A 26,810-nucleotide genomic window follows, 5' to 3' on the forward strand; every position below is an offset into this window, starting at 1 on the left:
CTGGAAGCGTGGAGTTCGGTCATGATGTGGTCCTCGAAGCTGATGTCACCGGCGCTGAGTGGGAATCTTACCGACCGAGCCAGCCGCCGTCGACTGGAAGAACGGTGCCGTTGACGTAGTCGGAGCATCACGAGTTCTTAACAACGACCCCACGCTCAACGTCCGTCCGGGCGGTGGGAGCGATGCACGCAATCCGTCAGTTAGGCCTCCAGATACCGCGGGGCATGTCGATCATCGCCTACGACGACCTTCCGCTCGCCGACTATTTGGATCTACCCCTGACCACGATTGCCATGCCGTTGATCGAACTCGGCGCCGCGGCCGTCGATGCCGTTGTCGATCGACTTCAAGGCCACATGCCCACAGATATCCACATTCCGACCTCGCCGAGGATCGTTCTCCGCGAGTCGACGAGGCGTTCGAATTCGGCGTAGGTGGGCGGATACGGCGCGACCGTAGGTGGTTTGTGCATGACTGGGTGCTGATTCTGTTGCGTACCACTGTTATTCGTTCGCAGTTGTTTCGGGAACTGTGATCGGGCATTCCCGCCGGCGGCGGCGTGGGAAGCGGCTCGTTTCGATTGCCCTTCCGTGACCTTTCGTGGGTGTCCGAAACCTGAGACCATAGAGGTAGGCGGACATTTTTGCCCTCCGAAAGGGGGATGAATCATGAACAAGGCAAAGTGGATTCTGGCTCCGTGCACCGCCCTCGCGCTTGTCCTGAGCGGCTATGGGAGTGCGAACGCGTCCGAATCTTCGACGGCGGGGTACGGGGACTCGGTAAGCGCGAGTGACGTCGAGTACACGGTCGGCTCGAACGTTGATGGCGGTGACCGTATTGGTGGCACGAGCGACCGTTTTGGTGACAGGAGCGATCGTTTCGGTGGTACGAGCGACCGTTTTGGTGACAGGAGTGGTCGTTTTGGTGGTGGGATCGGCAGTTTAAGTGATGGACCTGGAGACAGATTGCGCGATGACGACCTAGATGACGGACTATTCGAGGAGGAACTACTCGAAGAGCGTCGGCCAGGGCCAGGATTTTACGACAGGGTCTGTGAACGGGCGGTGTGGCCGCCGGCATGGCAGGTCAGATGGTGCGAAGGGTGGTGGACCGTATAACGAAAGACGTCAGCAACGCCCGAGTAGCTACCGGGCTCCGGCATCGGCTTCGCAGCGATACCACCGTCGAGCGTTCCCGCCCATGACCGCCGTGAAGCCTGTGCCTACGGCATCCGCAATGATGTCGATGTCATTGTCCTGGAACACTCTTCGGGAACGACTGCCCGGAAGATCAGTGCCGAACATCAGGGCCTCAGGATTGACGGCGTGGATCTGGCGCAGTACGCCGCCGACATTCTCGATGGTGGTCCGGCCGAATCCGGTGGCCTTCACCCGGGCACCCCGATCGACGAGATCGAGCAGGTACGGCAAGCCCCGGGTCGACATTCCGAGGTGGTCGATACAGACAGCGGGCAGCTTGGCGAACACCGGCTCGAGTGACAGCAGCAGCGTTGCGTCCACGTAGAACTCGGCGTGCCACCCGGCCAGTTCGTAAGCCCGCAGGGCCTGCTGGGTAAGAAGTCTCAGATCGGTCGCGGTGCGACGAAGGTTGAACCGGACGGCCCGTACTCCGGCGCGGTCCAGGTCGAGTATGTTCTGGTCCGTGGCATCGGGCTCGAGTTGCGTGACGCCCACCCAGCCGGGACCCAATTCTTTCAGCGCCGCCAGCAGATAGTTGTGGTCGGCGCCCTGGTATGAGGCCGTGACCACGGCTCCTCCATCTACTACGAGGCCCTCCACTCCGAGGCCCTCCATGCGCGCGCGGTAGTCGGCGATGGTGTAGTGCTCTGGCAGATACCCATGGTTCTCGAACACCGGAAACCGAGGATCAATGATGTGAACGTGGGCGTCAAACACGATTCATATCCTGCCTTGTGGGAAGACCTGGCGGCGGCTGTCGAGCGGTAGCCTGCGGATCCCGGCGACGCGAACTCGTCAAGGACCTGCTCACAGTATCGCGCGCCCTGTCGGCGCGTCCCGCCTGAATCGGCGAAGGAAACCTCCTCCACACGAAGCTCCCTTCGCGCTGATTCAGGTGCTCAGGCCTGGCCAGGCTGGCTGGCCTTGAGCATGTCTTCGCGCTCGACGACCTTGATCCGCTCACGACCCTCCGGCTCGCCCAGACTGCGCTCGTGGGCATCGAGGCGGTACCAGCCCTGCCAGGTGGTGTAGGGAATCTGCTTTCCCTCGAGGAAGTCGATGATCGCGTCTTCCTCGGGGTCGGCGGGCTCGGCAAATCCTGGCCGGTCCTCGAGCAGGTTCGCGACGGTCTCGTTGGCGTCGCCCTTGGTGTGGCCGATCAAGCCGACGGGGCCTCGCTTGATCCAGCCGGTGACGTAGGTGGCGGGCATGAATCGGTCGGTGCCCTCGGCGGTGTCGTCGACGATGACGCGTCCCGCCTCGTTGGGGACAGTGCCCGCCTGCTCGTCGAACGGAAGCTTCGCGATGTTCTGCGACAGGTAGCCCACCGCCCGGTAGACGGCCTGGACGTCCCAGTCGTTGAACCTGCCGGTGCCCTTGACGTTGCCGGTTCCGTCGAGTTGGGTGCGTTCGGTGCGCAGTCCAACGACCTTGCCGTCCTGGCCGAACATCTCGGTGGGTGACTCGAAGAAGTGCAGGAACAGCTTGTGCGGACGGTTGCCGACGTCGCGGATGGCCCAGTCCTGCAGGGTGTTGGCGACCATGTCGATCTGCTTGGAGTTGCGACGGGCCTGCTCCGAACCCTCGTCGTAGTCGATGTCCTCAGGGTCGACGATGACCTCGATCGTCGGGGAGTGGTCGAGTTCGCGCAGTTCGAGGGGGGTGAACTTGGCTTGGGCCGGACCGCGGCGGCCGAAAACGTGGACTTCCAGGGCCTTGTTTGCCTTGAGGCCCTCGTAGACGTTGGCGGGGATGTCTGTCGGGAGCAGTTCGTCACCGGTCTTGGCCAGCACTCGGGCAACGTCGAGGGCCACGTTGCCGACCCCGAGGACGGCAACCTTCTCGGCCCCGAGGGGCCAGTCGCGAGGTACGTCGGGGTGGCCGTCGTACCAGGAGACGAAGTCGGCGGCGCCATAGCTTCCGTCGAGTTCGATGCCCGGGATGTTGAGGGTACGGTCGGCGTTGGCGCCGGTGGAGAAGATCACGGCGTCGTAGAATCTGTGCAGGTCATCGAGGGTGACGTCACCGCCGTAGTCGATGTTGCCGAGCAGGCGCACGTGCGGTTTGTCGAGCACCTTGTGCAGGGCCGTGACGATGCCCTTGATGCGCGGGTGGTCGGGGGCGACGCCGTACCGGATCAGGCCGAAGGGTGCGGGCATCCGCTCGAAGAGGTCGATGCTGATCCCGCCGTCAGACGCGGCATCGGATTTCATGAGTGCGTCGGCAGCGTAGATGCCGGCGGGGCCGGCACCCACGATGGCTACGCGCAGCGGGCGGGCCTGGGTGGGCGCAGAATCCGGACGTGTCTGATCAGTCATCTGGAGGGAACTACCTTCTGATGGGCGGACAACGAAACCTCAGCTTAAATTAAGCCCATCCTAATCAGGTGGCCGAGGGTCCGGCTGGCTAGGAGTGAGTCTGATTGTCGGGACGTGCGTCCACAGTGGGTAGCCGCCTCGACGTTGTGAGGTCACAAATCATATTTGTAAGGGCTGATCGGTACACTCGAGGCCGCGCTGATATTGAGGGGAAAGTCATGTCTGATACGAGCGAATCGCCTGAGCACGCGGGGGACGGCGATCCGGTGGATTCCCAGCACACGACGGCGACGCCGTTCATTGCCGCCGCCGCGATCATCGTCGTCGTCCTGGTCGGCATCATCGTGTCGAGTTGGCTCTCGCCGGCTGACCAGAACGTCACGGAAGCGGACCGCATCAACCGGTCCGTCGCAGACTTCATCCAGACGCACAACCACGGCGATGCCGATCTGCAAGCGACGCTCGTCTGTACGTCCTGGTCTGACGAACGGTCGGTGCTCGCGGGCAGGGAAGGTGAGATAACGCTGCAGCAGGTGGAGTCGTCGGAGGTCAACGGCGACCGGGCTCGCGCCGTGGTCCGGATCAGTGCCGACGACGCAGAGGGCGAGACGACGGATACGTGGCAGTTGACGCGGGCCGACGGCAACTGGCTGATATGTGATTGAACTCACCCGAAAAGGGCACCCCGACCCCGAAAAGGGAATCCCGACGAAAGCTGTGGCACTCTGACATGGTGAGTTACTCAGGCGACATTGAGCCGGAGCGCGCCTGGGAGCTGCTCCGCGAGAATCCCGACGCCGTACTGGTAGACGTGCGGACGGACGCCGAGTGGAAATACGTCGGTGTCCCCGACATTTCCTCGCTCGGGCGGCAGACGTTGCTGATCGAATGGGTCAGCTACCCGGCGGGCACCCGGAACGACAACTTCGTGGACCAGTTGAAGGAAGCGGGGGTTGCTGGCGGCGCGGACGCCCCGGTGATATTCCTTTGTCGGTCCGGTCAGCGGTCCATCGGTGCGGCGGAAGCCGCGACGGCAGCGGGCATCGGCCCGTCGTACAACGTGCTCGACGGTTTCGAAGGCGCCTTGGATGCCGAAGGTCATCGTGGGGCGGCAGGTTGGCGGGCGCTGGGCCTGCCGTGGAGGCAGTGGTGAGTGCAATTCCCCCAGGTGGCGCATTTGAGAAGGCGCTGCCGGACGGCATCGGCCAGGGCACGATCAGCGTGCGCGGCGGAACGCTGCGATCCGGTTTCGAGGAGACGTCCGAAGCGATCTTCCTGAACTCAGGCTTCGTATTCGAGAGTGCAGGAGCGGCCGAGGCGTCGTTCACCGGTGACCTCGACCATTTCGTCTACTCGCGGTACGGCAACCCTACTGTGAAGATGTTCGAGGAGCGGTTGCGCCTGATCGAGGGCGCCGAGGCGTGCTTCGGCACTGCCAGTGGCATGTCCGCGGTGTTCACCGCACTCGGCGCACTCCTGAAGGCCGGTGACCGCCTGGTCGCTGCTCGCAGCCTCTTCGGCTCTTGCTTCGTGGTGTGTAACGAGATCCTGCCTCGCTGGGGTATCGAGACGGTGTTCGTCGACGGCGAGGACCTTTCCCAGTGGGAGGAAGCGCTCTCCGAGCCGACGACGGCCGTGTTCTTCGAGACGCCGTCGAACCCGATGCAAACTCTCGTCGATGTCGAGCGGGTTGTCGAACTCGCACACGCGGCAGGTGCAAAGGTCGTGTTGGACAACGTATTCGCAACTCCGCTGCTGCAGCGCAGTCTGGAATTGGGTGCCGACGTCGTCGTGTATTCCGGCACGAAGCACATCGACGGTCAGGGTCGAGTACTCGGCGGGGCGATCCTCGGATCGAAGGAATACATCGAGGGCCCGGTGCAGGAACTCATGCGCCACACCGGGCCTGCGCTGAGCCCGTTCAATGCGTGGGCGCTCCTTAAGGGCCTCGAGACGATGCCGATCCGGGTGCGTCATTCCGTCGCCTCCGCGCTCGAGATCGCACACTTCCTGGAAGGCCATTCCGTCGTCGACTGGGTCAAGTACCCGTACCTCGAATCGCACCCACAGCACGAACTCGCCAAGAGGCAGATGAGTGGCGGCGGCACCGTTGTCACGTTCGCGTTGAACGCATCGGAGAACGAAGCGAAGAAGCGGGCGTTCGAACTTCTCGACGCGCTGCGGTTGGTCAACATTTCCAACAACCTTGGCGACTCCAAGTCGCTCGTCACGCATCCGGCCACCACTACCCATCGGGCGATGGGGCCGGAAGGTCGTGCGGCAGTGGGCATCACCGATGGTGTCGTTCGGTTGTCCGTGGGTCTCGAGGACACCGTAGATCTCCTGTCGGACTTGGAGCAGGCGCTCGGTAGAAGCTAGAGATTGAGGCTCGTTGGTGAGTCGGCGGCACCGGCGGTGGTCCGGTCCTGGGTGTCGTAGCGAAGTGCGGCTTCGTCCAGGTTGCTGGATAGCTCGAAGATGTTTCGCTGCAACCTCTCCCGCCGATCGTCCAGGTATGAGGCGAACTCGCCGAACGCGGTGGCTGAGGTGTGCTTCCACGCCGTGCCGGAGTCGGAGATGTCCCTGTCCGTGGCGGTCAGCTTCGCGGACGCGTCGTCGACCAGCGCGTCCAGCTGCATGGATGCCGTCCGCAGCGAGGCGGTATCGACCTCGATCGAGTCGCTCATCTTCAGCCCTTCGTGTTCGGTGTAATGTCCGCTAGGCTACGCGGACAGAGCAGGCTTCCCGGGGGGGGATTGTGGATCTGAACGACATCGCACAGTGGGACACCGCGGCGCTCGAGCAAGTAGAACAGTTGTTGGCAAGGCGGCTGAGCACGATCGAGGGTGTGCGGGAACGTCTCACCGATATCGGCCGGTTGCCGGGATGGAAAGGCGAGTCCGCCGAGGCGGCGCGCAGGCAATTCCAGGTGACCGCAGATGATCTGACCGATGAAGCCTCCGCGATCGGAGCGGTGAAACAAGCAGCAGGCGAGACCCTCGGCGCCGTCGCGCACCTGAAGAAGGAACTCAACGGCGTCAGGGAGTCGGCCGCCGGTGGCGGGATGACTGTCGAGGACAATGGGGAAATCGCCGACCTGCCCGGACTGTCGGTGGAGGATGAGTCGGCCGCCGAACACGAGCGGTTGCGTAGTGAGCTTCGAGCCGCCGCGAGGGCGTTGATCCTGCAGGCCGAAGACGTCGACGCCGATGCGGCTGGTGTCCTGAGGAAGGCGGCGAGCGGCGAGATCGATGCCGGCGGTTCCGCCGATGTGGACTCCGAGCGGCAAGGGCACCTGTCGGCGCCCGCGCCCCCACAGAACAGCTCCCCGCTCGACAACCGTGAATACTGGGAAGCGATCCCGGAACAGCAGCGGCGCGAGGTGATCGGGCAGCATCCCGAGTGGGTCGGCAATCGCGACGGCATTCCGGCGGGGGTGCGGCACGAGGCCAACTTGAACCAGTTCGACGACGAGCGAACGAGGTTGGAGGCTGAACGAGACCGGCTTCGAGCAGACTTGGATGACAACATGTTCGGTGGAGCGTTCGCCGACGAGGACGCCGAGCTGTGGTATGTCGAGCAGAAGTTGAAGGACCTCGACGATCTCGAGAAACTCGTGAGTGACTACCCGGACGGCAAGCTGATGTTGCTCGATCTGAAATCCGGAGAACGTGGGATGGCCGCGTTCGCCTTGGGTGATCCCGACACCGCCGACCATGTGTCCGTCACCACCCCGGGCATCAACACCACGATCTCCTCCCTCGGGGGCATGACCGACGAGGGAAAAGCATTGAAGGCGGAGGCCGAGAAACAGCTGGACAAGGTTGGCCGCGGAAACGAAACGGTGGCGACGATCGCCTGGTTGGGGTATCAGCCGCCCACCACTTCCGGGCCCGGCAACTACGACTTGCCGTTCACCGAACAGAATCTGGGCCGCGGGTGGCTGATCGACTCCTGGCAGTCTGACCGGGCCACAGCCGGCGCGCCGAAGCTCGCGTCGTTTTACGAGGGGATCGACGCGGCCTCGGTGAAACCCGATCCGCACATCACCGCGCTCGGGCATTCCTACGGTTCATACACACAAGCCTTGGCGCTGCAAGACCCCGGACCGGGGCAGCCGGTCAACCATGCGGTGTTCTACGGATCACCGGGAATCAACGCGAACGACGAACCCGATCTCGGGCTGGAGCAGGGGCACGGGTTCGTCATGCGGGCACCCGACGACCCGATCACGGCGGCCGACGGATTCGGCAGGCTGGGTCCGGACCCGGTCCAGACCAAGCTCGAGCAACTTTCGGTGCGAGAGGCGACAACCTCGGACGGTGTGATTCGGGAGGATGCCAATGGGCACAGTGAGTATCCCCGGCCCAGCCGCAACGGTGAGCTGCGGACGTCGGGGTACAACATGGCCGTGATTGTCGCGGGTTTGCCGGAACTGGCGGTGCGGTGATGGCCTGGGGCCGGGGGGGTTGGACGGTGGTTGGCGCGGTGATCGGCGTGGTGGTCCTGACGAGTGGATGTGGTGGCGTGATGGAGAATCCGTACAACTTCAGTGACGAGGAGCGCGGAGGCGGCGGACGAGATTCGGGCATGGCCGTCGCTCGCGGACAGCGAACGGCTGGTCACCGATGCTGTGGTGCGGATCGGCGAGGCCGCCACAGGAATCGCCCCCGCCGTGCAATTCCGATGGCACCGTGAGCGGAGCCAAGGAGGTGGTTGTCCGGGGCCTTACGCCTCCACGGACGGGTTGTCGATCACCACGCAGGCATTGCTTTCGGACGTGCCGATCGATGATTCCGACTGGCGGGCGGTGCTCGACGAGGCGCGTGCGATCGCGACCGAGGCTGGAATGGATCAACTCGACGTGCATGTCGACCAAGCCGGTCACCACGATCTGACGTTCTTTCGTGCCGATGGAAACCGAATTACCTTCGGCACTTTCAAGGCGGCGTCGATCAGGGGGATCACCGGTTGCCGCTACCCGTGAGGAGCCTCGACACGCGTTCGGCTTCCGTAGCGAGGCAGCCCTTCGCGCGAGCAATGAGTATTGCCCCTCACTCCATTCGATGTGAGGGGCAATACTCGTTGCGCAAGAAGCTACTTCACGAGCTCGAGGAGCCTGACACGAAGGCGAGACCGACACTCGGTCCGCCGCCTGGTAGTTGGACGAGCGGGCTCTTGTTGAAGTTGTATGGCAGAATATCGAATTTTGTCTGCGGCACCATGGATTCCTTGTAGTGAACCTCGTGCGGGTTTGCCACAATAGTGCGAACGCCGGAGGTATTCAGAACGTAGAAAGTGTCCGGTGGGAACTCTCCCACCGTTACGAATTTCGTGGTGGGCGAACTCAGCGCGTTGGCGTCGTACACCCGCCGGTACTCAATCCTGTCATGGAAACCCCATTTCCCTCCCTGAATTTATCTCCAGCCAGGAGGGCGCGGATGGCAATGAACTGGAGGTATGTGTGTCGGACAGTGTTGTCGACGAGCCTGTCGTTTGTGCGAGTCCGGTCGGAAAAGTGAGCGGGCGAGGTTTGCCAGGGTCCGGGGGCAGCGCCCCGGGTATCCCTCGACCCACGCCCTGGAGCGGTGCACGTTTTTGGTTTTGCTAGAAAAGCCGCATTCCACGTCCGATATTGAACCGCCCCGGAAATTCCGGAGACCTACTGGCTTGAGAACTCAGCGATCTGCTGAGTTCGGTGATCACGGTAGTGGAGGGCCTCGTACTCGACCGGTGGTAGGTCGTCGCAGTGCCCGTAGAGCCGTCGGTGATTGAACCAATCGACCCACTCGAGTGTGGCAACTTCGACCTGGTCAACGGTCCGCCACGGTCCCCGTGTCTTTATCAACTCGGTCTTGTAGAGACCGTTGATCGTCTCAGCGAGAGCGTTGTCGTAACTGTCCCCGGTCGTCCCGACCGAGGCGTCGATGCCCGCCTCGACGAGCCGCTCGGTGAATGCCACCGACGTGTACTGGGCGGGTTCAACCTGTCGATGCAACACCGGGCTGTTGCAACGAGCGTAGTTGTTCCTCGAAGACCTCAGCCGGAGTCCGCCAGCCGAGTATCTTGCGAGGCCGATTGTTGATCACCAAGGCGACGGCTTCGAGGTCGTCTGCGGACCACCTGGACAGATCGGTTCCCTTCGGAAAGTGCTGGCGCAAAAAGCCGTTCGTGTTCTCGTTCGTCGGTCGTTGCCAGGGCGAGTGCGGGTCGGCGAAGAACACTCTCGTGCCGGTATCGAGGGCCAACTGAACATGTCCGGAGAGTTCCTTCCCAATGCCCCGGGACGGCGCGATCGGCGGCTTCGGCGGGGCGCTCCGAGAGGACGACATCCCCGGTGACATGACCTTGCGGCTTGTTCTGCGACCGCGCTCGGGGAACCCGCAACGCACGGCCGGTGCGCAGGCATGCAACCAGCTCCCGCTTCAGCGCGCCCCTGCCCTCGATGAACAACGATTGGTAGATCGCCTCGTGGCTGATGCGCATGGACTCATCATCGGGGAAGTCGATCTCCGAAAGGCATGGTGATTGGCTGGGATTCGCCGACCGCCAACTTCAGCACCGTCTCCGTGCGGCCGTCGATCACGTAGACATCTCCGTGATCGACGGCGATATCGTCCTGATAGCGGACTCCCGGAAACGGGAGTGAAGTCTGACCGGGAATCGGGACACCCAGATTGCGGAGCGCCTCGACTGCCGCGGCGCTCAGGTCGGAGATCGGGTCCGCGGTTGCGGCCGTTTCCCCCGTGATTACCAGCCCGAATACGATCACCGTCGCTGCCAGTGTGGCGGTGTACCTTCTGATACCGGACACTGTTCTCCCACCCGTAATTGTGCATGTCGTAGGACGTCTGTGGCCACTATTTTGGACGCGACGCGGATTTCGTTACGGTGCCTTGCTTCGAGACGAAGGGGAGACCTCGCCGATCGCGGAATTCAGTTCTGCGACGACGTCAGGTAGGCGACTTCAGATGTTTGCTTGGCTGAAGGGATCCGCCGTGCGGCCGACGAGATCGGCAACTGATTTCAGGACAGCCGTGGGGCGGTAGGGAAACAACTCCACCGAGTCCCGCGTCGAGATCCCGGTCAGGACGAGGATGGTCTGGAGTCCGGCTTCGAGTCCGCAGACGATGTCGGTATCCATGCGGTCGCCGATCATCAGTGTGTTCTCGGAGTGTGCGCCGATGGCTCGCAGAGCCGACCGCATCATCAGTGCATTCGGCTTGCCCACGTAGTACGGGTCGCGCCCCGTGGCCCTGCTGATCAGTGCCGCAACGGATCCCGTCGCGGGAAGCGAACCGTCTCGCGATGGACCGGTGGGGTCGGGGTTGGTGGCAATAAAGCGGGCGCCTTTCTCCACTAAGCGAATTGCGGTGGTGATGGCCTCGAAAGAATAGGTACGGGTTTCGCCGAGGACGACGTAGTCGGGATCGTTATCGGTCAGTACATACCCGATGTCGTGCAGTGCGGTGGTGAGTCCCGACTCACCGACGACGTAGGCGCTGCCGCCCGGTCGCTGATTCGCCAGGAACGTCGCGGTGGCCAGTGCGGAGGTCCAGATCGATTCTTCGGGGATGTCGAGGCCGGTGCGGAGCAGGCGTGCGCGAAGGTCGCGTGGCGTTCTGATCGAATTGTTCGTCAGGACCATGAAAGGGGTGCCGGCTTCCCGGAGCTCGGCCAGGAATGAGTCGGCTCCGGGTATGAGATGTTCTTCGTGGACGAGGACGCCGTCCATGTCCATCAGGTAGGTCCAGCCTGGCTGCTCTGCGTCTGTGCTCACCCATTCAGTATGGAGGAGTACCCAGCTGGGAGTAGTACTCAGCGTCGGCGCGACTATCCGAGCAGTCGCCAGAGGCCGATGAGGCCGACGACCACTATGGTTCCTCGGAGGGCCTTCGGTGACAGTCGGCGGCCGTAGTGGGCGCCGAGGACACCGCCGAACAGTGAGCCGACCGCGATGAGGCCAGCCGCAGCCCAACTGATTCGATCGAAGGCGACCAGCGTGTAGGCGGTCGCGGCCACGATGTTGACGATCAGCGCGAGCAGGTTCTTCGCGCCGTTCATCCGCTGAATGCTCTCGGGCAGGATCGCGCCCATGACCCCCAAAAGCAAGATTCCCTGTGCTGCCGTGAAGTAGCCGCCGTAGACGCCCACGGCGAACGTGCCGCCAGTCAGCACGATCAGGCGCGTCGTGCTCAGGTCGGCCTCGTGACTGCCGCGCCGCTTGGCCCATGCCTGGATCTTCGGCTGCAGCACCACCAGAATCAGGGCGAGGAACAACAGCACCGGCACCACCAGTTCGAACACCGTGTCGGGTAGATGCAGCAGAAGCCACGAACCGAGAATCGCACCTCCCAGCGACGCCGGGATCTGCCATCGCAGCCGCGGTCCCTGGCCCACCAACTCCCGCCGGTATCCCCAGGTGCTGGATACCCCACCGGCCACCAAGCCGATCGCGTTCGACATCGTGGCGGTCACCGGGGGGAAGCCGAACGCCACCAGGGTGGGGAAGGTGATGAGAGTCCCGCTGCCGACGACGGCGTTGATCGCGCCGGCGCCCACACCGGCCACGAGGATCGTGATGGCTTCGATTGATGTCACCGAGGCGACGCTACAAGGACCCGACGGCAGACGGGTGTCAAGTCCGACCGGTGTCGCGAGTAGGGGCTGCGCCTGCGCGGTCCACGATTGAGGTGGCCGTTCGAGTGCCCGGTTCCGGAAATCGCGATGATTGAAAATTGGCTCGATTGGGCATCCCATCCGAATGGACACAGCAGAAGCACCTGTGCCCGGGTTTCATGATGGGCTGATCGAGCAGTTACGGCAGTACCTGAGTTCGATCACCTCCACGGACCTCGGCCCCGACGATGACTACTTCACGCTCGGATTGGTCAGCTCGTTGCGGGCACTGGAGATCGTCACGTACATCGAGGGGACTCATGGTGTCGTTGTCGAGGTGGAAGACCTGGACCTCGACAACTTCCGTACCGCGGCACGGGTGGCCGGGTTCATACGAAGAAAGCGGGGCGAGAAGTCTCCTGCGCCGGAGGGAGAGGTGCAGTGATCGGTGTCGATACTCTGGTCGCCTCCGCCGAGGCTGATGCCGCCGCCTGGGACGAGTCGGGGTTGCCGGTCGATGTCATCGGGGCCGCCGCGCAGGCAGGGATCCTTGGTCTGGACCGGTCGAAGGATGATCGCGGTCTCGGCCTCACTGCCGCAGAACTCGGCTCGGTCGCGGAGAGGCTCGGGGCCGTCTGCACGTCATTGCGTTCGTTGCTCACCGTCCAGGGATTGGTCAATGCCGCCGTCGATCGGTGGGGCACGGCGGAGCAACGGGCCCAATGGCTGCCCGCCCTCGCGACCGGTGAACTGCTCGCTGGGTTCGCTGCCACCGAAACGGGCGCCGGGAGCGATCTCGCCTCGGTGAGTACCAGGTTCGAGGCACACGGTTCGGATCACCGGATTTCGGGTCGGAAGCTGTGGGTCACCTTCGGCGAGGTGGCGGACGTGCTGCTCGTGCTGGGCCGGTCGCCGGCCGGGCTGACGACTGCCCTCGTCGAGACCAACTCGCCCGGAGTCTGCGTCGAGCCCATCCACGGACAGCTCGGCATGCGTGGTGCCAGGCTCGCCCACATCGACCTGGACGGGGTCGTCGTCCCAGCGGGTCACCTGATCGCCCCGCCGGGATTCGGACTGTCCCACGTCGTCAGCACCGCCCTGGACCACGGCCGGTACACCATCGCGTGGGGTTGCGTCGGAATGTCGCGAGCGTGCCTCGGCGACGCCGTCGCACACGCCTCCACACGGGTGCAGGGCAGCGCCGTGCTATCCGAATACGATGGCGTCCGAGCGATCCTCGGGCGCAGTTGGGTCGACGCGGCGGGCGCTCGTGCCCTGTGCGAACGTGCCGCGGAACAACGCGACGCCCGCGAGCCCGCCGCCATCTTCGCGACCGTGGCCGCGAAGTTCGCCGCATCCCGGGTTGCGGCCTCGGTGAGTCAGCAGGCAGTCCAGGTGCTCGGTGCCGCGGGATGCGCATCGGACAGTCGGGTGGGCCGATTCTTCCGCGACGCCAAGGTCATGCAGATCATCGAGGGGGCGACTGAAGTCGCGGAACTCCAGATCGGTGACTACGTCTTGGGGGGAGGAGCACGATGACCGGTGACCGGCCGGTCACGATCGAATCCGTCGCGCTCTGGTTCCCCGGCGACGAAGCGAAGGTTGCGAGCCTGCAGGAACTCGACGAACTGCCGATCGCGCAGCGTGAGCACGCGCTGTCCCTGGGTATCGACACAGTGCGGATCGGCGAGGGGCACTCCGAGGTGGATCTGGCCCACGCCGCCGCCGCCGAGGCGCTCCGGAAGTCGGGTATCGATGCGACGCAACTCGACGCCCTGCTGCTCGTCGAGGGTCGGGTTCCGCAGTATCTACTCGCCTCCGAGGCGACTCGGCTACAACGGAAACTCGGCGCGAGTCGCGCGTTTACCAGCACGGTGGGCGACCTGGGGTGCGTCTCGATCTCGGCGGCGTTCACTTTTGCCGCTGCGTTGCTCCGGGGTGACCCCCGATGTCACAACGTCCTCGTCGTCGCCGCCGCGAAGAGTCCGACCCGATCGCGGTACCGGTCACCAATGACGTTGTTGGGTGACGGTGCGGCCGCGGTGCTGCTGACGAGGTCGGGGACCGGACTGTACGAGATCGTCGACCAGACGGTCCGCAGCGACGGGAGGTACTCCGATCTGTTCCGCATCGACTACCGCGATGTCCGCGCAGCGGATTGGGTGGAGGAATGCGCCGACGAGCCCACATACTCGTTTCGTCTCGCCGTCGAGAGCCGCAAGCGGTTCACGGAGATCAACGCAGAACTTCTCGCACGGAACGGACTGGAACAGGGCGCACTCAGCGCCTTCCTGATGCAGAACCTGTCGGTCGGTGCGTTCGCCTTCTGGGGGGAGGCGCTCGACGTCACGATCGATCCCGTCTGCCGAGGCAATCTGGCCCGGTTCGGCCATCTCGGATCCGTCGACATTGCATTGAATCTGGAACGCGCGGCGGGTGCCCAGGCGCCGGGCGACCACGTACTGGTCATGAACAGCAGTCCGGTCGCGGCGTGGAGCAGTGCACTGCTCCGCAGACTGCCGGACGCGCCCCGGGGCGGTGAGTGATCGTTATGGATCAGACGGTGAAGTGCGTGGTCTGGGATCTGGACGACACCATTTGGGACGGAGTCGTTCTCGAACAGGATGCGCCGGTGCCGAAACCGGAGGCCCTGCGGGCACTAGAAGTGCTCGACCAGCGTGGCATCCTGCACGCAGTGGCGAGTAGAGGGGAGTTCGAGCCTGCCGCAGCGCATCTGCGAACCCACGGCATCGAGGAAATGTTCAGTGCCATCGACGTGGGTTGGGGCCCGAAATCGGAGGCGGTGCGCCGGATCGCGGACAGACTGAACCTCGGCCTCGACACCATCGCCTTCGTCGACAACGATCCCTTCGAGCTTGCCGAGGTGTCCGGCGCGCTGCCCCGGGTGCGCTGCTACCCGGCTGAGCAGATCGCTACCTTCCCCGACCTTCCAGAGTTGACGCCTGCCTCGATCACCGAAGAGTCGAGGCAGCGAAGGGCGCTGTACCGCGCAGAGCGGACCCGGCAGTTCGACGAGCAGGAGTTCGAGGGTTCGAACTCGGAATTCATGGCCTCGCTCGAGTTGATCATGACTGTCCGCGCCGCGAACGAGGACGACTTGGAACGTGCCCACGAACTGACCGTGCGTTCGCACCAACTCAACACGACGGGAAGGACGTTCGACATCGACGAACTGCGAAGGCTCTGCGCCTCGGACGAGCACGAGGTGCTCGTCGCATCGCTCGCCGACCGGTTCGGCGGCTACGGCACGATCGGACTCGCGGTGTCGGAGATAACCGGTGAAGACTCCGTCCTCCAACTGCTGTTGATGTCGTGCAGGGTGATGTCTCGCGGGGTCGGGACGGCCCTCATCCAACATGTCGTCGACCGGGCGCAGGGGCGGGGGAAGCGGGCCCTCGCGGAGTTCGTGCCGACCGAGGTCAACCGCGTCATGATGGTGACACTGCGGTTCTCCGGTTTCGAGGTCGTCGACTCGAACCCCGCTCGGACAGTGTTGATGTGCAGTGACGTTCGCCGCGGGGCGGCGCCGAGCGCCAGTCACGTCGAGATTCGCTCGGAAGACGCAATGACACCGAAAGACACATTGTCATGACGGATGTGCTCTCGCGTGGCGGAGTGATGCCCGAGATTCTTCGTCAGTGCAGTCGAATTCCCGACCGGATCGCGATCGTCGTCGGAGATCGGTCGTTGACGTACCGCGAACTAGATTCGGAGAGTGCGGAACTCGACCGGCAGCTCCGTTCCGGGGGAGTCCGGCCGGGGCAAGTGGTGCTGATCCATCAGCGGCAGAGCGTCCGGACGTTGGTGGGGATGATCGCAGCGCTGAGAGTGGGTGCCGCGTGGTGCGTGATCGAACCGGGACATCCGGTGGGGCAACTCAGGACGTTGCTCGGCGACGTCGATTGCGGTGCAATCATCTTCGGGTCCTCCGATCCCGCGACGTCGGCGGAGTCGGTTCGCGCGCTGGCCGATAGCGCTCGCCGCCTTCCGATGCTGCACGACCTGGACGTCGACCACCCAGCCGCTGCAGACGGAACCGCGACTCTTCCCGAGACCGTGCCTGCCGCCACTCCCGCATACGTGATCACCACGTCAGGGTCGACGGGTATCCCGAAGGCCGTCGTCGCCAGCAGGGCCAATCTCGCCGGCATGGTCGCCGGCCGAAGCTACGACTACGAGGAGGGCAACCTTGTTGCGTTCTCCGCGTTCCGATTCACCTGGGACGGATCCCTGCTGAAGATGATCTGGACGCTCTGCACCGGCGGCACGAGTGTGCTACCGGGCTCCGGTGAACTGATGGACGCCCGCGCCGTTGTTGAACTCGCGCAGAAGTGGCAGACGACGCATCTGGTTGCGACGCCCTCGTTCTACCGGTTGTTGCTGCCCCATCTCGCACAGCTGCGCGCGCATCTGAGGTTGGTGACGCTCGCAGGCGAAGCGCTTCCGGGAACCCTGGTCGAACAGCACCGCGCCGTGCTTCCCGGGATTGCGCTGCGGAACGAATACGGTCCGACCGAGACCACTGTCAGTTGCCTCGCCCACTCGGTGCGCGAGGTACCCGCATCGATCGCGCCGATCGGCCGACCACTGGGGTCGACCACGGCGTACGTCCTCGATGCGGAACTGGTGCCGGTGCCGAACGGAACGGTCGGTGATCTGTATGTAGGCGGTCCGCAGATAACCGAGGGCTACGCGTCCCGCCCGGCAGCCACGGCCGCCCGATTCGTCGCTGACCCGTTCGCGAAGCAGTCGGGCGCGCGGATGTACCACACGGGTGACCTCACACGCGTGGACCCGCACGGCGACATCGAATTCTGCGGACGGATCGACGGCCAAGTGAAGGTGCGGGGGGCCCGAGTCGAGAGGCATGCGGTCGAGGCCGCCCTGGAGAGCCACCCCGCGATTCACCAGGCCGCGGTACTGGCGACCGCCAACGCCCATGGGGAGACCGTCTTGACCGCATTCTGGGTTCCCGCTTCGGCGGTGACGATACTGCCCACCACCGGAGATCTGATCACCCATTGCTCCGAGCGGCTCACCGCCCAGGCCGTGCCGGATAGCTTCCTCGCATTGGGCGCGCTTCCGCTCGCACCGAGCAGCAAGGTGGACGAGGTGGCGTTGCGTGGACTGTTGCCGGGAGAGGGTGGTCAATGTTGACAGTCTGCAGGTTTGAAGGCAATCTCGGGTTTCGATTGCATAGCGGGGCTGACGGACAAATGGTCTCGCTGTGTGGTGTGGTCGCTCCCGGACGGGAAGGGGGCTGTCTCGTGGATGAGATTGCGACCGAACAACGTGGTTCACTGGGCTCGGGTGACCAGCACCCCTGTGCCACGGCTCTTTCCGAATCGCCGTTCCCTCTGTCCTCGGCGCAGTACGACACCTGGCTGGCTCAGCAACTGTCCCCGGATGTGCCGCTGTGTATCGCGCACTACGTGGAGTTGCGCGGTGACCTGGATGTCGATCTTCTTCGTCGAGCGATCGTGGACACCGCCGACGAGTTCGGATCGCTGTTTCTTCGGCTGATCGAGAGGGACGGCCAGCCGTTTCAGATCGTCGACTCCTCCACAGACCACTCGATAGGGTTGGTGGACCTCCGCGGCGACGCCGATCCCGTGAATGCCGCTCATCAGTGGATGCGGACAGACCGCGACACATCGCTGGACCTGACCCGCGACCGACTCGCCGAGTCCTCGATCCTCCGAATTGGCGACGAATACTTCTTGTGGTACAGCAAGATTCACCATATCGCGCTGGATGGCTACGGTGCGATGACGATGCTCAACCGTGCCGCGGCCCGATATTCCGCAGTAACGTACGACCGGGATCTGCCGCAGAACCGGGCAGCAGACCCCCGGCTTCTGTACGACGCCGATCAGCAATACCGGGCGTCGAGCCGTTTCGCTGCGGACCGGCAGTTCTGGGCCGAGCAGGTCGCCGGGCTCGGACCCGGAACGAGCCTGGCCCGAAGGATCGCGCCCGCGGTTGCCGCCAGTACCGATGTTGCAGCGCCGCTGCCAGATTCGGTCACGCGAGCACTCGCCGGCGCTCAGCACCTCGGTTCGGCGAAGATCATCGCGGGGTTCGCCTGCTACCTGTCGAGGATGACCGGACGTCCGGACGTGCTGGTGCAGATCCCGGTGTCGGCGAGGACGACGGCGGTTGCGCGGCGCTCGGGCGGGATGATGGCAGGCGTCGTACCGCTTCCGGTGCAGATCCGATCTGGAGATACAGTCGGCGGACTGGTCGAGCGGGTGCACCTGGGCCTGCTGGCTGTGCTGCGGCACCAGCGTTTCGGCCTCGGCGACATCCGGCGGGACGCGGGCTTCGCCAAGGCCGAAGCGCTGTCGGGACCGATGATCAACGTGATGCTCTTCCACCAGGAACTCGCTCTCGGCCCGCTCACAGGCGAGTATCACATCGTCACCTCCGGACCGGTTGAGGATCTGCTGGTCAACGTGTATCAGAGCGGCACGCCGACCCAAACTTTCGTACACTTTCTGGCCAATCCGAACCGCTACGACGCCGACGAGGTCCGCGAGCATCACCGCCGGTTCGTCGAACTGCTCGGTGAGTTCCTCGTTGCCGACGCAGACGCCGTGATGTCGGCCATCCACGAGGACACGGCCCGACTCGCCTTCTGGACGCGCGCACTCGCGGATGCGCCACCACTCATGGAACTGCCCGCCGACCGACCCCGACCGGCGCGGCCATCCCACCTCGGCGCCGCGGTGCAGGTCGAACTCGATGCGGACAGCCATCACGGACTGGTGTGGCTCGCCGAAGAACATCGGACCGACGTCCTCACCGTGACGCACGCGGTACTGGCGTTGATGCTGTCACGGTCGGCGCGTGCCGACGATATTGTTGTCGGCGCCGCTGTGCCTTCGAAGGTGGACGCCACCGTGCCTTCGAAGGTGGACGCCACCGTGCCTTCGAAGGTGGACGCCACCGTGCCTTCGAAGGTGGACGCCACCGCAGATCCCGAGGTGGTGGTGTTGCGGACACGCGTCCACGGCGCCGACCGATTCAGCGAATTCGTCGATGCGGTGCGGGACGCGGACGCGGAGGCGTGGGCCCACCGCGGCGTGCCGGTCGAACAAATCGTGGACGCGCTCGACTCGCCTCGGTCCGCATCGCACGCACCACTGTTCCAAGTGCTGCTCGAACTCTCCGGACCCGGCGTGGATTCCGGTAGCTCCGGGACTCCACCACCGATCGGCGACCTCGATTTACGAGTCACGGTGTTCGAGCGGCACAACCAGGGCGCCGCGGCCGGAGTGAACGTCCGATTCACCTATGCCGCAGACCTGTTCGACGCCGAGACTGTCGAGGGATTTGCGCGCCGCTTCGTGAGGATTGCCGAGGCCGCCTTTGCGGACCCGTCGGTCGTTGTCGGAGACATCGACCTGCGCGAGCCGTCCGAGCAGGCTCTGCGACAGGCGCCGACCGCGTCCGCGACCCTCGCCGACGCCACATTGCCCGAACTGTTTGCCGCGCGGGCCGCACGGTGCCCCGATGCCGTCGCGGTTGTGTTCGGTGACGAGCGCCTGAGTTACCGAGAGCTGGAGCGCCGTTCGGACCGCCTTGCCCGGCATCTCCTCTCGCTGGGTGTGGGTGCGGAGTCGGTGGTGGCGGTTGCGGTGCCCCGGTCGGCCGCGCTGGTCGTCGCGCTCGTCGCAGTCACCGGTGCCGGGGCAGGTTATCTGCCGATCGACGTGGATCACCCGGGTGCCCGGGCGGCGTTCGTGCTCGACGACGCCCGCCCGGTGTGCGTGGTGGCCACCCTGGAAGTTATGGCCACACTGGAGACCGTGTCGGCATTGCCGCAGTCGGACGTTCCAGTCGTACTTCTCGATTCCGTACTTCTCGAGTCCGGAGGCTTCGACCTCGACGGCATCTCGGGGGAACAGCTGACCGACGAGGAAAGGGCGCCGATCGACCCCGACTCACTGGCGTACGTGGTCTACACCTCGGGATCGACGGGGCGGCCGAAGGGTGTTGCGGTCTCGCACCGGAACGTGGTAGCTCTCTTCACGAACACTCGGGAACTGTTCTGTTTCAGGGACGACGACGTGTGGACGATGTTCCACTCACCGGCCTTCGACTTCTCGGTCTGGGAACTGTGGGGCGCGTTGCTGCACGGCGGAACTCTCGTTGTCGTCGACTTCGACGTCAGCAGGTCGCCGAAGGCGTTTCTCGAACTGCTGCGCAGGGAACGGGTGACGATGCTGAGTCAGACCCCGGCCGCCTTCTCTCAATTGACCGAGGCTGCGGTCGCGGAAGACGACTCCGATCCGCTCCCGCTGCGGTACGTCATGCTCGGCGGTGAGGCACTCGACCTCGCGCAACTCGAACGGTGGTACGCGCGGTACGACGAGAACTTGCCGGCGCTGGTGAACATGTACGGCATCACCGAAACGACGGTGCACGTCAGCCACATTCCGCTCGACCGCTCTCTCGCGGCCGCAGCCTGGACGAGCGTGATCGGGCAATCGATTCCCGGATTCCGTGTGTCGGTGCTGGATCCGCGGCTGCATCCGGTGCCGGTGGGTGTTGCGGGCGAACTGTACATAGCGGGACCACAGTTGGCGCGCGGTTATCGCGGGCGCGCCGGGTTGACGGCGTCCCGCTTCGTCGCGGGCACGTCGGGGGCGCGGATGTATCGCACCGGGGACGTCGTCCGGTGGCGGCGCGACGGGCGTCTCGAGTACCTCGGCCGGGACGACCTGCAGGTCGAGATCCGCGGATTCCGGATCGAGTTGGGCGAAGTGGAGTCGGTACTCGGCCGATGCGACGGGGTAGAGCATGCGGTCGTGACGATGCGCCGGGATTCGGTGACAGGCCCCACACTGGCCGGTTACGTGGTGCCCGGCCCGGGCGCGTTCGTCGATGCGGGGACGGTGCTGGATGTTGCGGGAACAGCCTTGCCCTCGTACATGGTTCCGGCGTCGGTGACGGTACTGGACCGGTTGCCGCTCACCGTCAACGGCAAACTGGACCGGGCTGCACTCCCTGCGCCGGTGATGGATCCCCGCGCGGAGTTTGCGACCCCGAGTACGCCCGTTGAGGAGGCGCTTGCGGAGATTTTCGCGTCGTTGCTCGATATGCCCGCGGTCGGTGTCGACGACGACTTCTTCGCGCTCGGAGGCAACTCACTCATCGCCGCGAAGGTGGTGGCCCGAATCCATGTTGTGCTCGGCGCGAGCGTCGGTGTGCGCGACATCTTCAACACCAAGTCAGTGCGCTCATTGGCGACTCTCGTGGGCCATGCGGATCCGACGAATCGGCCGCCACTGGTGGCCACCGACCGCTCCGGGCCGGTACCGGTGTCTGCGGCACAGACTCGGATGTGGTTCCTCGATCAGTTCGACACGACGTCCCCCGCCTACAACATCGCGGCAGCTTTCCGGATGCACGGTCCCTTGGACGTCGCGGCATTGCGTGCGGCCCTGATGGACGTAGCGGACCGGCACGAGACGCTGCGGACGGTGTTCCCGATGCAAGGAGACACGCCCGTGCAGTCGGTGATACCGGCGGCCGAAGCTGTGCCCGACCTCCGCGCGGTGGTGGTATCGGGGGAGACCGGCCTACGGGACGGACTCGAGGCGGCGCTGGCGGGGGGCTTCGAGGTGACGACACAGGTTCCGCTGCGGACGCACCTGTTCGAGGTCGGACCGCTCGAACACGTGCTGGCCCTGGTGGTCCATCACATCGCGGCGGACGCGTTGTCGCTGGCTCCGCTTGCCCGAGACGTGACGGCCGCGTACACGGCCCGGGTGCGAGGGCACGCGCCGGAATGGGCACCGCTGCCTGTTCAGTACGCCGACTACACCCTTTGGCAACGGGCGCTCCTCGGATCGGAGAACGATCCCGGCTCGTTGATGTCGCGGCAACTCCGATACTGGCGTTCCACGCTCGCCGATGCGCCGGTCGAGACGGATCTGCCGACGGATCGTGCTCGTCCCGAGTACCGTTCCCTCGCCGGCGCGCGACTCTCCTTCGTTGTCGAGGATCGGCTGCACCGAAAATTGGTATCCCTTGCGCGACAACATGATGCGTCGGTCTTTATGGTGGCGCACGCCGCGCTCGCGATTTTCGTGTCCCGTTTGACGGGCGCTGACGACGTGGTAGTCGGATCGGCGGTGGCAGGACGGGGTGAGGCCGTGCTCGACGATGTCGTGGGGATGTTCGTCAACACCCTTGCCCTCCGCACACCGGTCCGGGGCTCCGACTCGTTCGCAACCCTGCTAGCTGACGTGCGAGACCGCGATCTGGAGGCGTTCGCGCACGCAGAGGTTCCGTTCGAGCGGGTGGTCGAGGCTCTGGACCTTCCGCGCACCACCGCGCACGCACCGCTGTTCCAGGTGCTGTTCGAATTCAGGGACGTCGAGCGGCCGACTCCGGTCCTGCCGAACTTGCGGGTGGAGGGGATCGACCTAGGTGTCTCCATCTCCACCTTTGACCTGCAACTGACACTGGCAGAACAGTGGCATAGGGACGGTTCCCCTGCCGGGGTGATCGCGGGATTCATCTATGCCACTGATATTTTCGATGCGGAGACCGTACAGAAGTTTTCCGAGCGGTTCGTGCGAGTCCTCGACGCAGTGGTGGCCGCCCCGGATGAGCCGCTGGGGCGACTCGATCTACTCGCCCGCGGCGAGCGAGCGGTGCTGGTTCCAGTGTCTGGGCACCCCGCAGGCACCACCGCGTTGCTGCCGGATATTTTCGCCGCCGCGGCCGCTTACGACCCGTACGCTGTCGCGCTGTCGTACGGCAACGCGGTGATGTCGTATCGAGAACTCGACGAGTGGTCGAACCGTGTGGCCTGGGTCTTGATCGGACGCGCTGTCGGACCGGAAGAGCAGGTGGCGATCGGACTCGCCCGTTCGGTGGAACTGGTGGTGTCGGTGTGGGCCGTGGCGAAGTCGGGTGCGTCGTTCGTGCCGGTGGATCCGAACCTGCCGCCTGCGAGGATCGCCGACATCATCGCCGATTCCGGGGCGGTGGTGGGATTGACGGTTTCTGAACAGCGGGAGCGGATGCCTGACGGGGTGGATTGGCTACTCCTCGACAATCCTGACCCGTCGCGGTGTTGGGATTCTGGACCGATCGCCGACGATGACCGGGTCGTGCCGCTGCGGCCGAGCCATCCGGCGTATCTGATGTACACCTCCGGGTCTACGGGAACGCCGAAGGGTGTGGTGATTCCGCACGCAGGGCTGCAGAACTTCACGATCGAGCAGCGCATCCGGTATGCCACCACCAGTTCGTCGCGAGTCCTCAATCTCGCGTCACCGGGATTCGACGCCACGATGTTGGAGTACCTCATGGCGTTCGGTGTCGGTGCGCGACTGGTGATCGCGCCACCTGAGGTTTACGGCGGCGCCGCACTGACCGACCTGCTGGCGGCGGAGCGGATCACGCACGCCTTCACGACCCCCGCGGTCCTGGCGACAGTCGATCCGCGAGGCCTGAATCTCCTCCGCAGCCTCGTCGTCGGTGGAGAACGCTGTCCTCCGAAGCTGCTGGACCGCTGGGCATCCGGGCGTACTCTCCTCGTCGGTTACGGGCCGACCGAAACCACGGTGATGTCGAACATCGGCGATCCGATATCAGCCGGGGATCCTGTGCGGATCGGCCGCCCGATCCGTGGTGTGCGCGAACTCGTTCTCGACTCCTGGTTGCGCCCGGTTCCGGTCGGTGTGGTGGGTGAGCTGTATGTGCTGGGGGAGGGTGTGGCGCGCGGTTACCACGGGCGTGCGGGATCGACCGCCGCGGCGTTCGTGGCGACCCCGTTCGACGTCCCGGGTTCGTGCATGTACCGCACGGGCGATCTGATGCGCTGGACGAGGGACGGAAGGTTGGAGTACTCAGGCCGCAACGACTTCCAGGTGAAACTGCGCGGACAGCGGGTCGAGCCCGGGGAGATCGAGGCGGCACTCAACCGCTGCCCGGGAGTCGCCCAGGCGGTGATTGTGGTGCGCCGCACGCCCGCCGCTGAGTCAGCCCTCGCCGGGTACGTGACGGCAGAGGAGGGCGTGCACTTGGACATCTCCGAAGTGATACGGTTCGCCGGATCCGTCCTGGCGCCCTTCATGGTGCCGGCCTCGGTGACGGTTCTGGACCGGTTGCCGCTCGGAGCCAACGGAAAGGTCGACAGGCGGGCGCTGCCGGAACCCGAGATTGCACCCCAGATTTTCCGGGCCCCCAGCACGCCGTTCGAGTCGGTGGTTGCCGACGTGTTCGCTGAGGTCCTCGGGATCGACGCGGTAGGCGTCGAGGATGACTTCTTTGTATCCGGTGGCAACTCCCTGACCGCGACCCAGGTGGTTTCTCGGATCAACGCCGCGCTCGGAACGGCGATCGGTGTCCGGGAAGTGTTCGAGACCTCGACCGTCCGGGCGCTGGCCGCCCGGGCAGCGCGGGCGGCCGCTGACGGCGAGACCCGGCCCGCGGTGGTGGTGGCGCTGCCGCATAGGGACCGGGTGCCGCTCTCGGGGGCGCAGCACCGGATGTGGCTCCTCAATCAGATCGACCCGTCCTCGCCCGCTTACAACGTCGCGATGATCATTCGGTTGTCGGGTGAACTCGACGTTGCCGCACTGATATCCGCGTTCGAGGATGTATTGGAACGGCATGAGTCGCTCCGCACCTGGTATCCGTACAGCACCTCAGGGCCCACCCAGGTGATCGTCGGCGCCGACCACGTCGCCGGACTCGCCGTGACACGGGCTCAGAACATACCGGCCGAGAACACTCTGCCTGAGCAGATTTCGGATCTGGTGTACGAGGGGTTCGACGTCGCGGCCGCGGTCCCGATTCGGGCCCGTCTGGTCGACCTCGGAACGCAAGAGTACGTCCTAGTCGTCGTGTTACACCACATCGCCGCCGACGGGTTCTCGATGGCCCCGCTCGCTCGGGACATGATGTCTGCGTACACGGCCCGATCCGAGGGGCGTCCGCCGGGCTGGGAACCGCTGCCGGTCCAGTACGCCGACTACACACTGTGGCAGCGTGAGCTCCTCGGCTCCAAGGACGACTCGGACTCGCTGCTCTCGCGGCAACTCGACTATTGGCGATCCGTTCTCGCCGATGTGCCCGCGGCGACCGAGTTGCCTGCAGACCGGGATCGCCCGCCCCGCCAATCGGCAGCAGGGGACCGGGTGGCGTTCTCGATCGACGCGGACCTGCATCGGAATGTGGTGGCACTCGCACGGAGGCGACAGTGCACCGTGTTCATGGTGGTGCACGCGGCGCTTGCGGTACTACTGTCCAGGTCGGGCGGATCTGATGACGTGGTGATCGGCTCGCCGGTGGCGGGTCGTGGCGAAGCGGTGCTCGACGACGTGGTGGGGATGTTCGTCAACACCCTCGTGCTGCGGACCCGGGTGTCGGGGACCTTCGCTGATCTACTCGCGCGGGTCCGCGAAACCGATCTTGCTGCCTATGCTCACGCGGACGTTCCGTTCGAGCGTGTGGTCGAGGAACTGAACCCGATTCGGTCCCAGGCTTTTACACCGCTGTTTCAGGTGTTGCTCGAACTCCGGAACACCGAGCATCCGAACCTTGTGCTTCCGCAAATGCAGGTCGAAGTGCTCGAACCGGCAGTCGCAACGTCGCTCTTCGACCTCCAATTGACTCTGGAGGCGCAGTGCGACCGGCCCGGGACACCGGGTGGTATGGCAGCAGGTTTTATCTACTCCACCGATCTCTTCGACGCGGAAACGGTCTCGGCTCTCGCCGACCGGTTCGTCAGGATCCTGGAGGCCGTCGCCACCGACCCGGAGGTCAGGGTCGCAGACCTAGACGTCCTAGCTCCCGCCGAGCGGACACAACTTCAAGAATGGAGCACAGGCGCAGGGGCGGTGGTCCTCGATCGACGGTTGCGTCCCGCACCCGCAGGTGTCATGGGTGCGGTGTACGTGACCGATACCCAGGACGAGCCCACGTCGGCGCGGGCTGTGGCCAACACGTTCGTGGCGAATCCGTTCGGCGCCCCCGGATCGCGAATGGTCCGGACGGGCAAACTCGCGCGGTGGACCCGTTCCGGAGGACTGGATGTCGGCGCCGCCGGGGGTTCGCCGGTGCGGTCGGTCGCCGACGTCGTGGCGAGCCACCCTGCTGTCCGTGAAGCGGTGGTCCTCACGACCGCGGCCGGAGTGGCCGCCTTCTGGGTGCCGGCGGCCGCGGCGGCCGTGCTTCCGATGGCGGAGGACCTGCGTGCGTTCAGCGCTGAACGGCTCGATTCCGGTCAGGTGCCCGAGCAGTTTCTTGCACTCGGTGCGGTTCCGCGAACGACCGAGGGCAAGGTGGACGAATGCGCCCTGCGCGCACTGATCTCGGGTGCCGAACCGGCGGAAGTATCGCGAAAACGCTGGACACCGCTGCAGCGAAAGGTCGCCGAGTACTGGGCGGCGGTGCTGGGGCACGACGACTTCGGCCGCGACGACGGATTCTTCGACGTCGGCGGCAACTCGCATCGCGTCGTGGAATTGCAGCGGCGCCTCGACGAGCGGTGGCCCGGGATTCTGCGGGTGGGCCAGTTGTTCGACCTCGTCACTGTCGCGGCTCAGGCCGATGCTCTCTCCGACACCGCCCCGACGACAGAAACCAACATGCCGGCGACCTACGAATTCTGACCCCCTTGGGAGGC

18 protein-coding genes and 2 pseudogenes are annotated in these 26,810 nt (G+C 64.8%); 12 read left to right on the forward strand and 8 right to left on the reverse strand.

Going from position 1 to position 26,810, the window contains the following annotated elements; genetic code table 11:
* The first annotated feature begins 173 nt into the window (after positions 1-173).
* The gene (locus RM2_RS20145) at positions 174-434 is read left to right on the forward strand and encodes a substrate-binding domain-containing protein (protein WP_281250432.1); all 261 of its coding nucleotides are present in this window, start codon (positions 174-176) and stop codon (positions 432-434) included.
* 711 nt (positions 435-1,145) lie between these two features.
* Here the strand turns inward: RM2_RS20145 and RM2_RS20150 are convergent.
* Together RM2_RS20150 and RM2_RS20155 are read right to left on the reverse strand one after the other, a co-directional pair.
* Positions 1,146-1,916, reverse strand: a complete 771-nt coding sequence (locus RM2_RS20150; protein WP_072691301.1) for an amidohydrolase family protein — start codon at positions 1,914-1,916, stop codon at positions 1,146-1,148.
* A 182-nt stretch (positions 1,917-2,098) separates the two neighbouring features.
* Entirely contained in the window at positions 2,099-3,517 is a 1,419-nt protein-coding gene (locus RM2_RS20155; protein WP_072691302.1) for an FAD-dependent oxidoreductase, read from the reverse strand.
* A 218-nt stretch (positions 3,518-3,735) separates the two neighbouring features.
* Here RM2_RS20155 and RM2_RS20160 point away from each other — a divergent pair, with 218 nt between their 5' ends.
* From RM2_RS20160 to RM2_RS20170, 3 genes are all read left to right on the forward strand, one after another.
* Positions 3,736-4,182 (forward strand): Rv0361 family membrane protein, encoded by a 447-nt coding sequence (locus RM2_RS20160; RefSeq protein ID WP_072691303.1) that lies wholly within the window; start codon positions 3,736-3,738, stop codon positions 4,180-4,182.
* A gap of 68 nt (positions 4,183-4,250) precedes the next feature.
* On the forward strand, positions 4,251-4,670 hold the full coding sequence (locus RM2_RS20165; RefSeq protein ID WP_072691317.1) for a rhodanese-like domain-containing protein: 420 nt from the start codon (positions 4,251-4,253) through the stop codon (positions 4,668-4,670).
* Positions 4,667-5,896 (forward strand): O-succinylhomoserine sulfhydrylase, encoded by a 1,230-nt coding sequence (locus tag RM2_RS20170; RefSeq protein WP_084721908.1) that lies wholly within the window; start codon positions 4,667-4,669, stop codon positions 5,894-5,896. The genes RM2_RS20165 and RM2_RS20170 overlap by 4 nt, the downstream gene beginning before the upstream one ends.
* Here RM2_RS20170 and RM2_RS20175 read toward each other — a convergent pair.
* Entirely contained in the window at positions 5,893-6,204 is a 312-nt protein-coding gene (locus tag RM2_RS20175) for a type VII secretion target (RefSeq protein ID WP_072691305.1), read from the reverse strand. The genes RM2_RS20170 and RM2_RS20175 overlap by 4 nt on opposite strands.
* Positions 6,205-6,275: 71 nt before the next feature.
* Between RM2_RS20175 and RM2_RS20180 the strand changes: the two genes are divergently transcribed.
* Both RM2_RS20180 and RM2_RS20185 read left to right on the forward strand, forming a co-directional pair.
* Complete coding sequence (locus RM2_RS20180) at positions 6,276-7,967, forward strand: alpha/beta hydrolase (protein ID WP_072691306.1); 1,692 nt, start codon at positions 6,276-6,278, stop codon at positions 7,965-7,967.
* Positions 7,968-8,069: 102 nt separating this feature from the next.
* Positions 8,070-8,504, forward strand: coding sequence for an LppA family lipoprotein (locus RM2_RS20185; protein WP_245814061.1), 435 nt, complete (start codon positions 8,070-8,072; stop codon positions 8,502-8,504).
* Between the two features lie 675 nt (positions 8,505-9,179).
* Here RM2_RS20185 and RM2_RS20195 read toward each other — a convergent pair.
* The 5 genes and pseudogenes from RM2_RS20195 to RM2_RS20215 all read right to left on the reverse strand — a co-directional run.
* Positions 9,180-9,494: pseudogene (locus RM2_RS20195) on the reverse strand (integrase core domain-containing protein); the annotation flags it as partial.
* 4 nt (positions 9,495-9,498) lie between these two features.
* Positions 9,499-10,069, reverse strand: a pseudogene (locus tag RM2_RS23595) (IS30 family transposase); the annotation flags it as partial.
* Positions 10,011-10,331: a hypothetical protein gene (locus RM2_RS20205; protein ID WP_072691308.1), complete on the reverse strand. Its 321-nt coding sequence runs from the start codon at positions 10,329-10,331 to the stop codon at positions 10,011-10,013. The pseudogene RM2_RS23595 and the gene RM2_RS20205, both read right to left, overlap by 59 nt.
* 153 nt (positions 10,332-10,484) lie before the next feature.
* Entirely contained in the window at positions 10,485-11,258 is a 774-nt protein-coding gene (locus tag RM2_RS20210; protein ID WP_072691309.1) for an HAD-IIA family hydrolase, read from the reverse strand.
* A gap of 92 nt (positions 11,259-11,350) precedes the next feature.
* Positions 11,351-12,118 (reverse strand): sulfite exporter TauE/SafE family protein, encoded by a 768-nt coding sequence (locus RM2_RS20215; protein ID WP_072691318.1) that lies wholly within the window; start codon positions 12,116-12,118, stop codon positions 11,351-11,353.
* 163 nt (positions 12,119-12,281) lie between these two features.
* Here RM2_RS20215 and RM2_RS20220 point away from each other — a divergent pair, with 163 nt between their 5' ends.
* From RM2_RS20220 to RM2_RS20245, 6 genes are all read left to right on the forward strand, one after another.
* Positions 12,282-12,581, forward strand: a complete 300-nt coding sequence (locus tag RM2_RS20220; RefSeq protein WP_072691310.1) for an acyl carrier protein — start codon at positions 12,282-12,284, stop codon at positions 12,579-12,581.
* Positions 12,578-13,675 (forward strand): acyl-CoA dehydrogenase family protein, encoded by a 1,098-nt coding sequence (locus tag RM2_RS20225; RefSeq protein WP_072691311.1) that lies wholly within the window; start codon positions 12,578-12,580, stop codon positions 13,673-13,675. The genes RM2_RS20220 and RM2_RS20225 overlap by 4 nt, the downstream gene beginning before the upstream one ends.
* Positions 13,672-14,682 carry a 3-oxoacyl-ACP synthase gene (locus RM2_RS20230; protein ID WP_072691312.1) on the forward strand — a complete coding sequence of 337 codons (1,011 nt, stop codon included), beginning with the start codon at positions 13,672-13,674 and terminating at the stop codon, positions 14,680-14,682. The genes RM2_RS20225 and RM2_RS20230 overlap by 4 nt, the downstream gene beginning before the upstream one ends.
* Positions 14,679-15,749 (forward strand): HAD-IIIC family phosphatase, encoded by a 1,071-nt coding sequence (locus RM2_RS20235; RefSeq protein ID WP_072691313.1) that lies wholly within the window; start codon positions 14,679-14,681, stop codon positions 15,747-15,749. Before RM2_RS20230 ends, RM2_RS20235 begins: the two co-directional genes overlap by 4 nt.
* On the forward strand, positions 15,746-17,314 hold the full coding sequence (locus tag RM2_RS20240; protein WP_072691314.1) for an amino acid adenylation domain-containing protein: 1,569 nt from the start codon (positions 15,746-15,748) through the stop codon (positions 17,312-17,314). The genes RM2_RS20235 and RM2_RS20240 overlap by 4 nt, the downstream gene beginning before the upstream one ends.
* 143 nt (positions 17,315-17,457) lie before the next feature.
* Positions 17,458-26,796 carry a non-ribosomal peptide synthetase gene (locus tag RM2_RS20245; RefSeq protein WP_072691319.1) on the forward strand — a complete coding sequence of 3,113 codons (9,339 nt, stop codon included), beginning with the start codon at positions 17,458-17,460 and terminating at the stop codon, positions 26,794-26,796.
* Positions 26,797-26,810: the final 14 nt, after the last annotated feature.

It is taken from the genome of Rhodococcus marinonascens NBRC 14363 (assembly GCF_001894885.1).
In the GTDB taxonomy this organism is placed as follows: Bacteria; Actinomycetota; Actinomycetes; order Mycobacteriales; family Mycobacteriaceae; genus Rhodococcus_F; species Rhodococcus_F marinonascens.

Coding starts and splice junctions, on each gene's coding strand:
- RM2_RS20155 (WP_072691302.1), bottom strand. CDS start 3,517: ATGACTGATCAGACACGTCCGGATTCTGCGCCCACCCAGGCCCGCCCG.
- RM2_RS20160 (WP_072691303.1), top strand. CDS start 3,736: ATGTCTGATACGAGCGAATCGCCTGAGCACGCGGGGGACGGCGATCCG.
- RM2_RS20175 (WP_072691305.1), bottom strand. CDS start 6,204: ATGAGCGACTCGATCGAGGTCGATACCGCCTCGCTGCGGACGGCATCC.
- RM2_RS20210 (WP_072691309.1), bottom strand. CDS start 11,258: ATGGACATGGACGGCGTCCTCGTCCACGAAGAACATCTCATACCCGGA.
- RM2_RS20220 (WP_072691310.1), top strand. CDS start 12,282: ATGGACACAGCAGAAGCACCTGTGCCCGGGTTTCATGATGGGCTGATC.
- RM2_RS20230 (WP_072691312.1), top strand. CDS start 13,672: ATGACCGGTGACCGGCCGGTCACGATCGAATCCGTCGCGCTCTGGTTC.
- RM2_RS20240 (WP_072691314.1), top strand. CDS start 15,746: ATGACGGATGTGCTCTCGCGTGGCGGAGTGATGCCCGAGATTCTTCGT.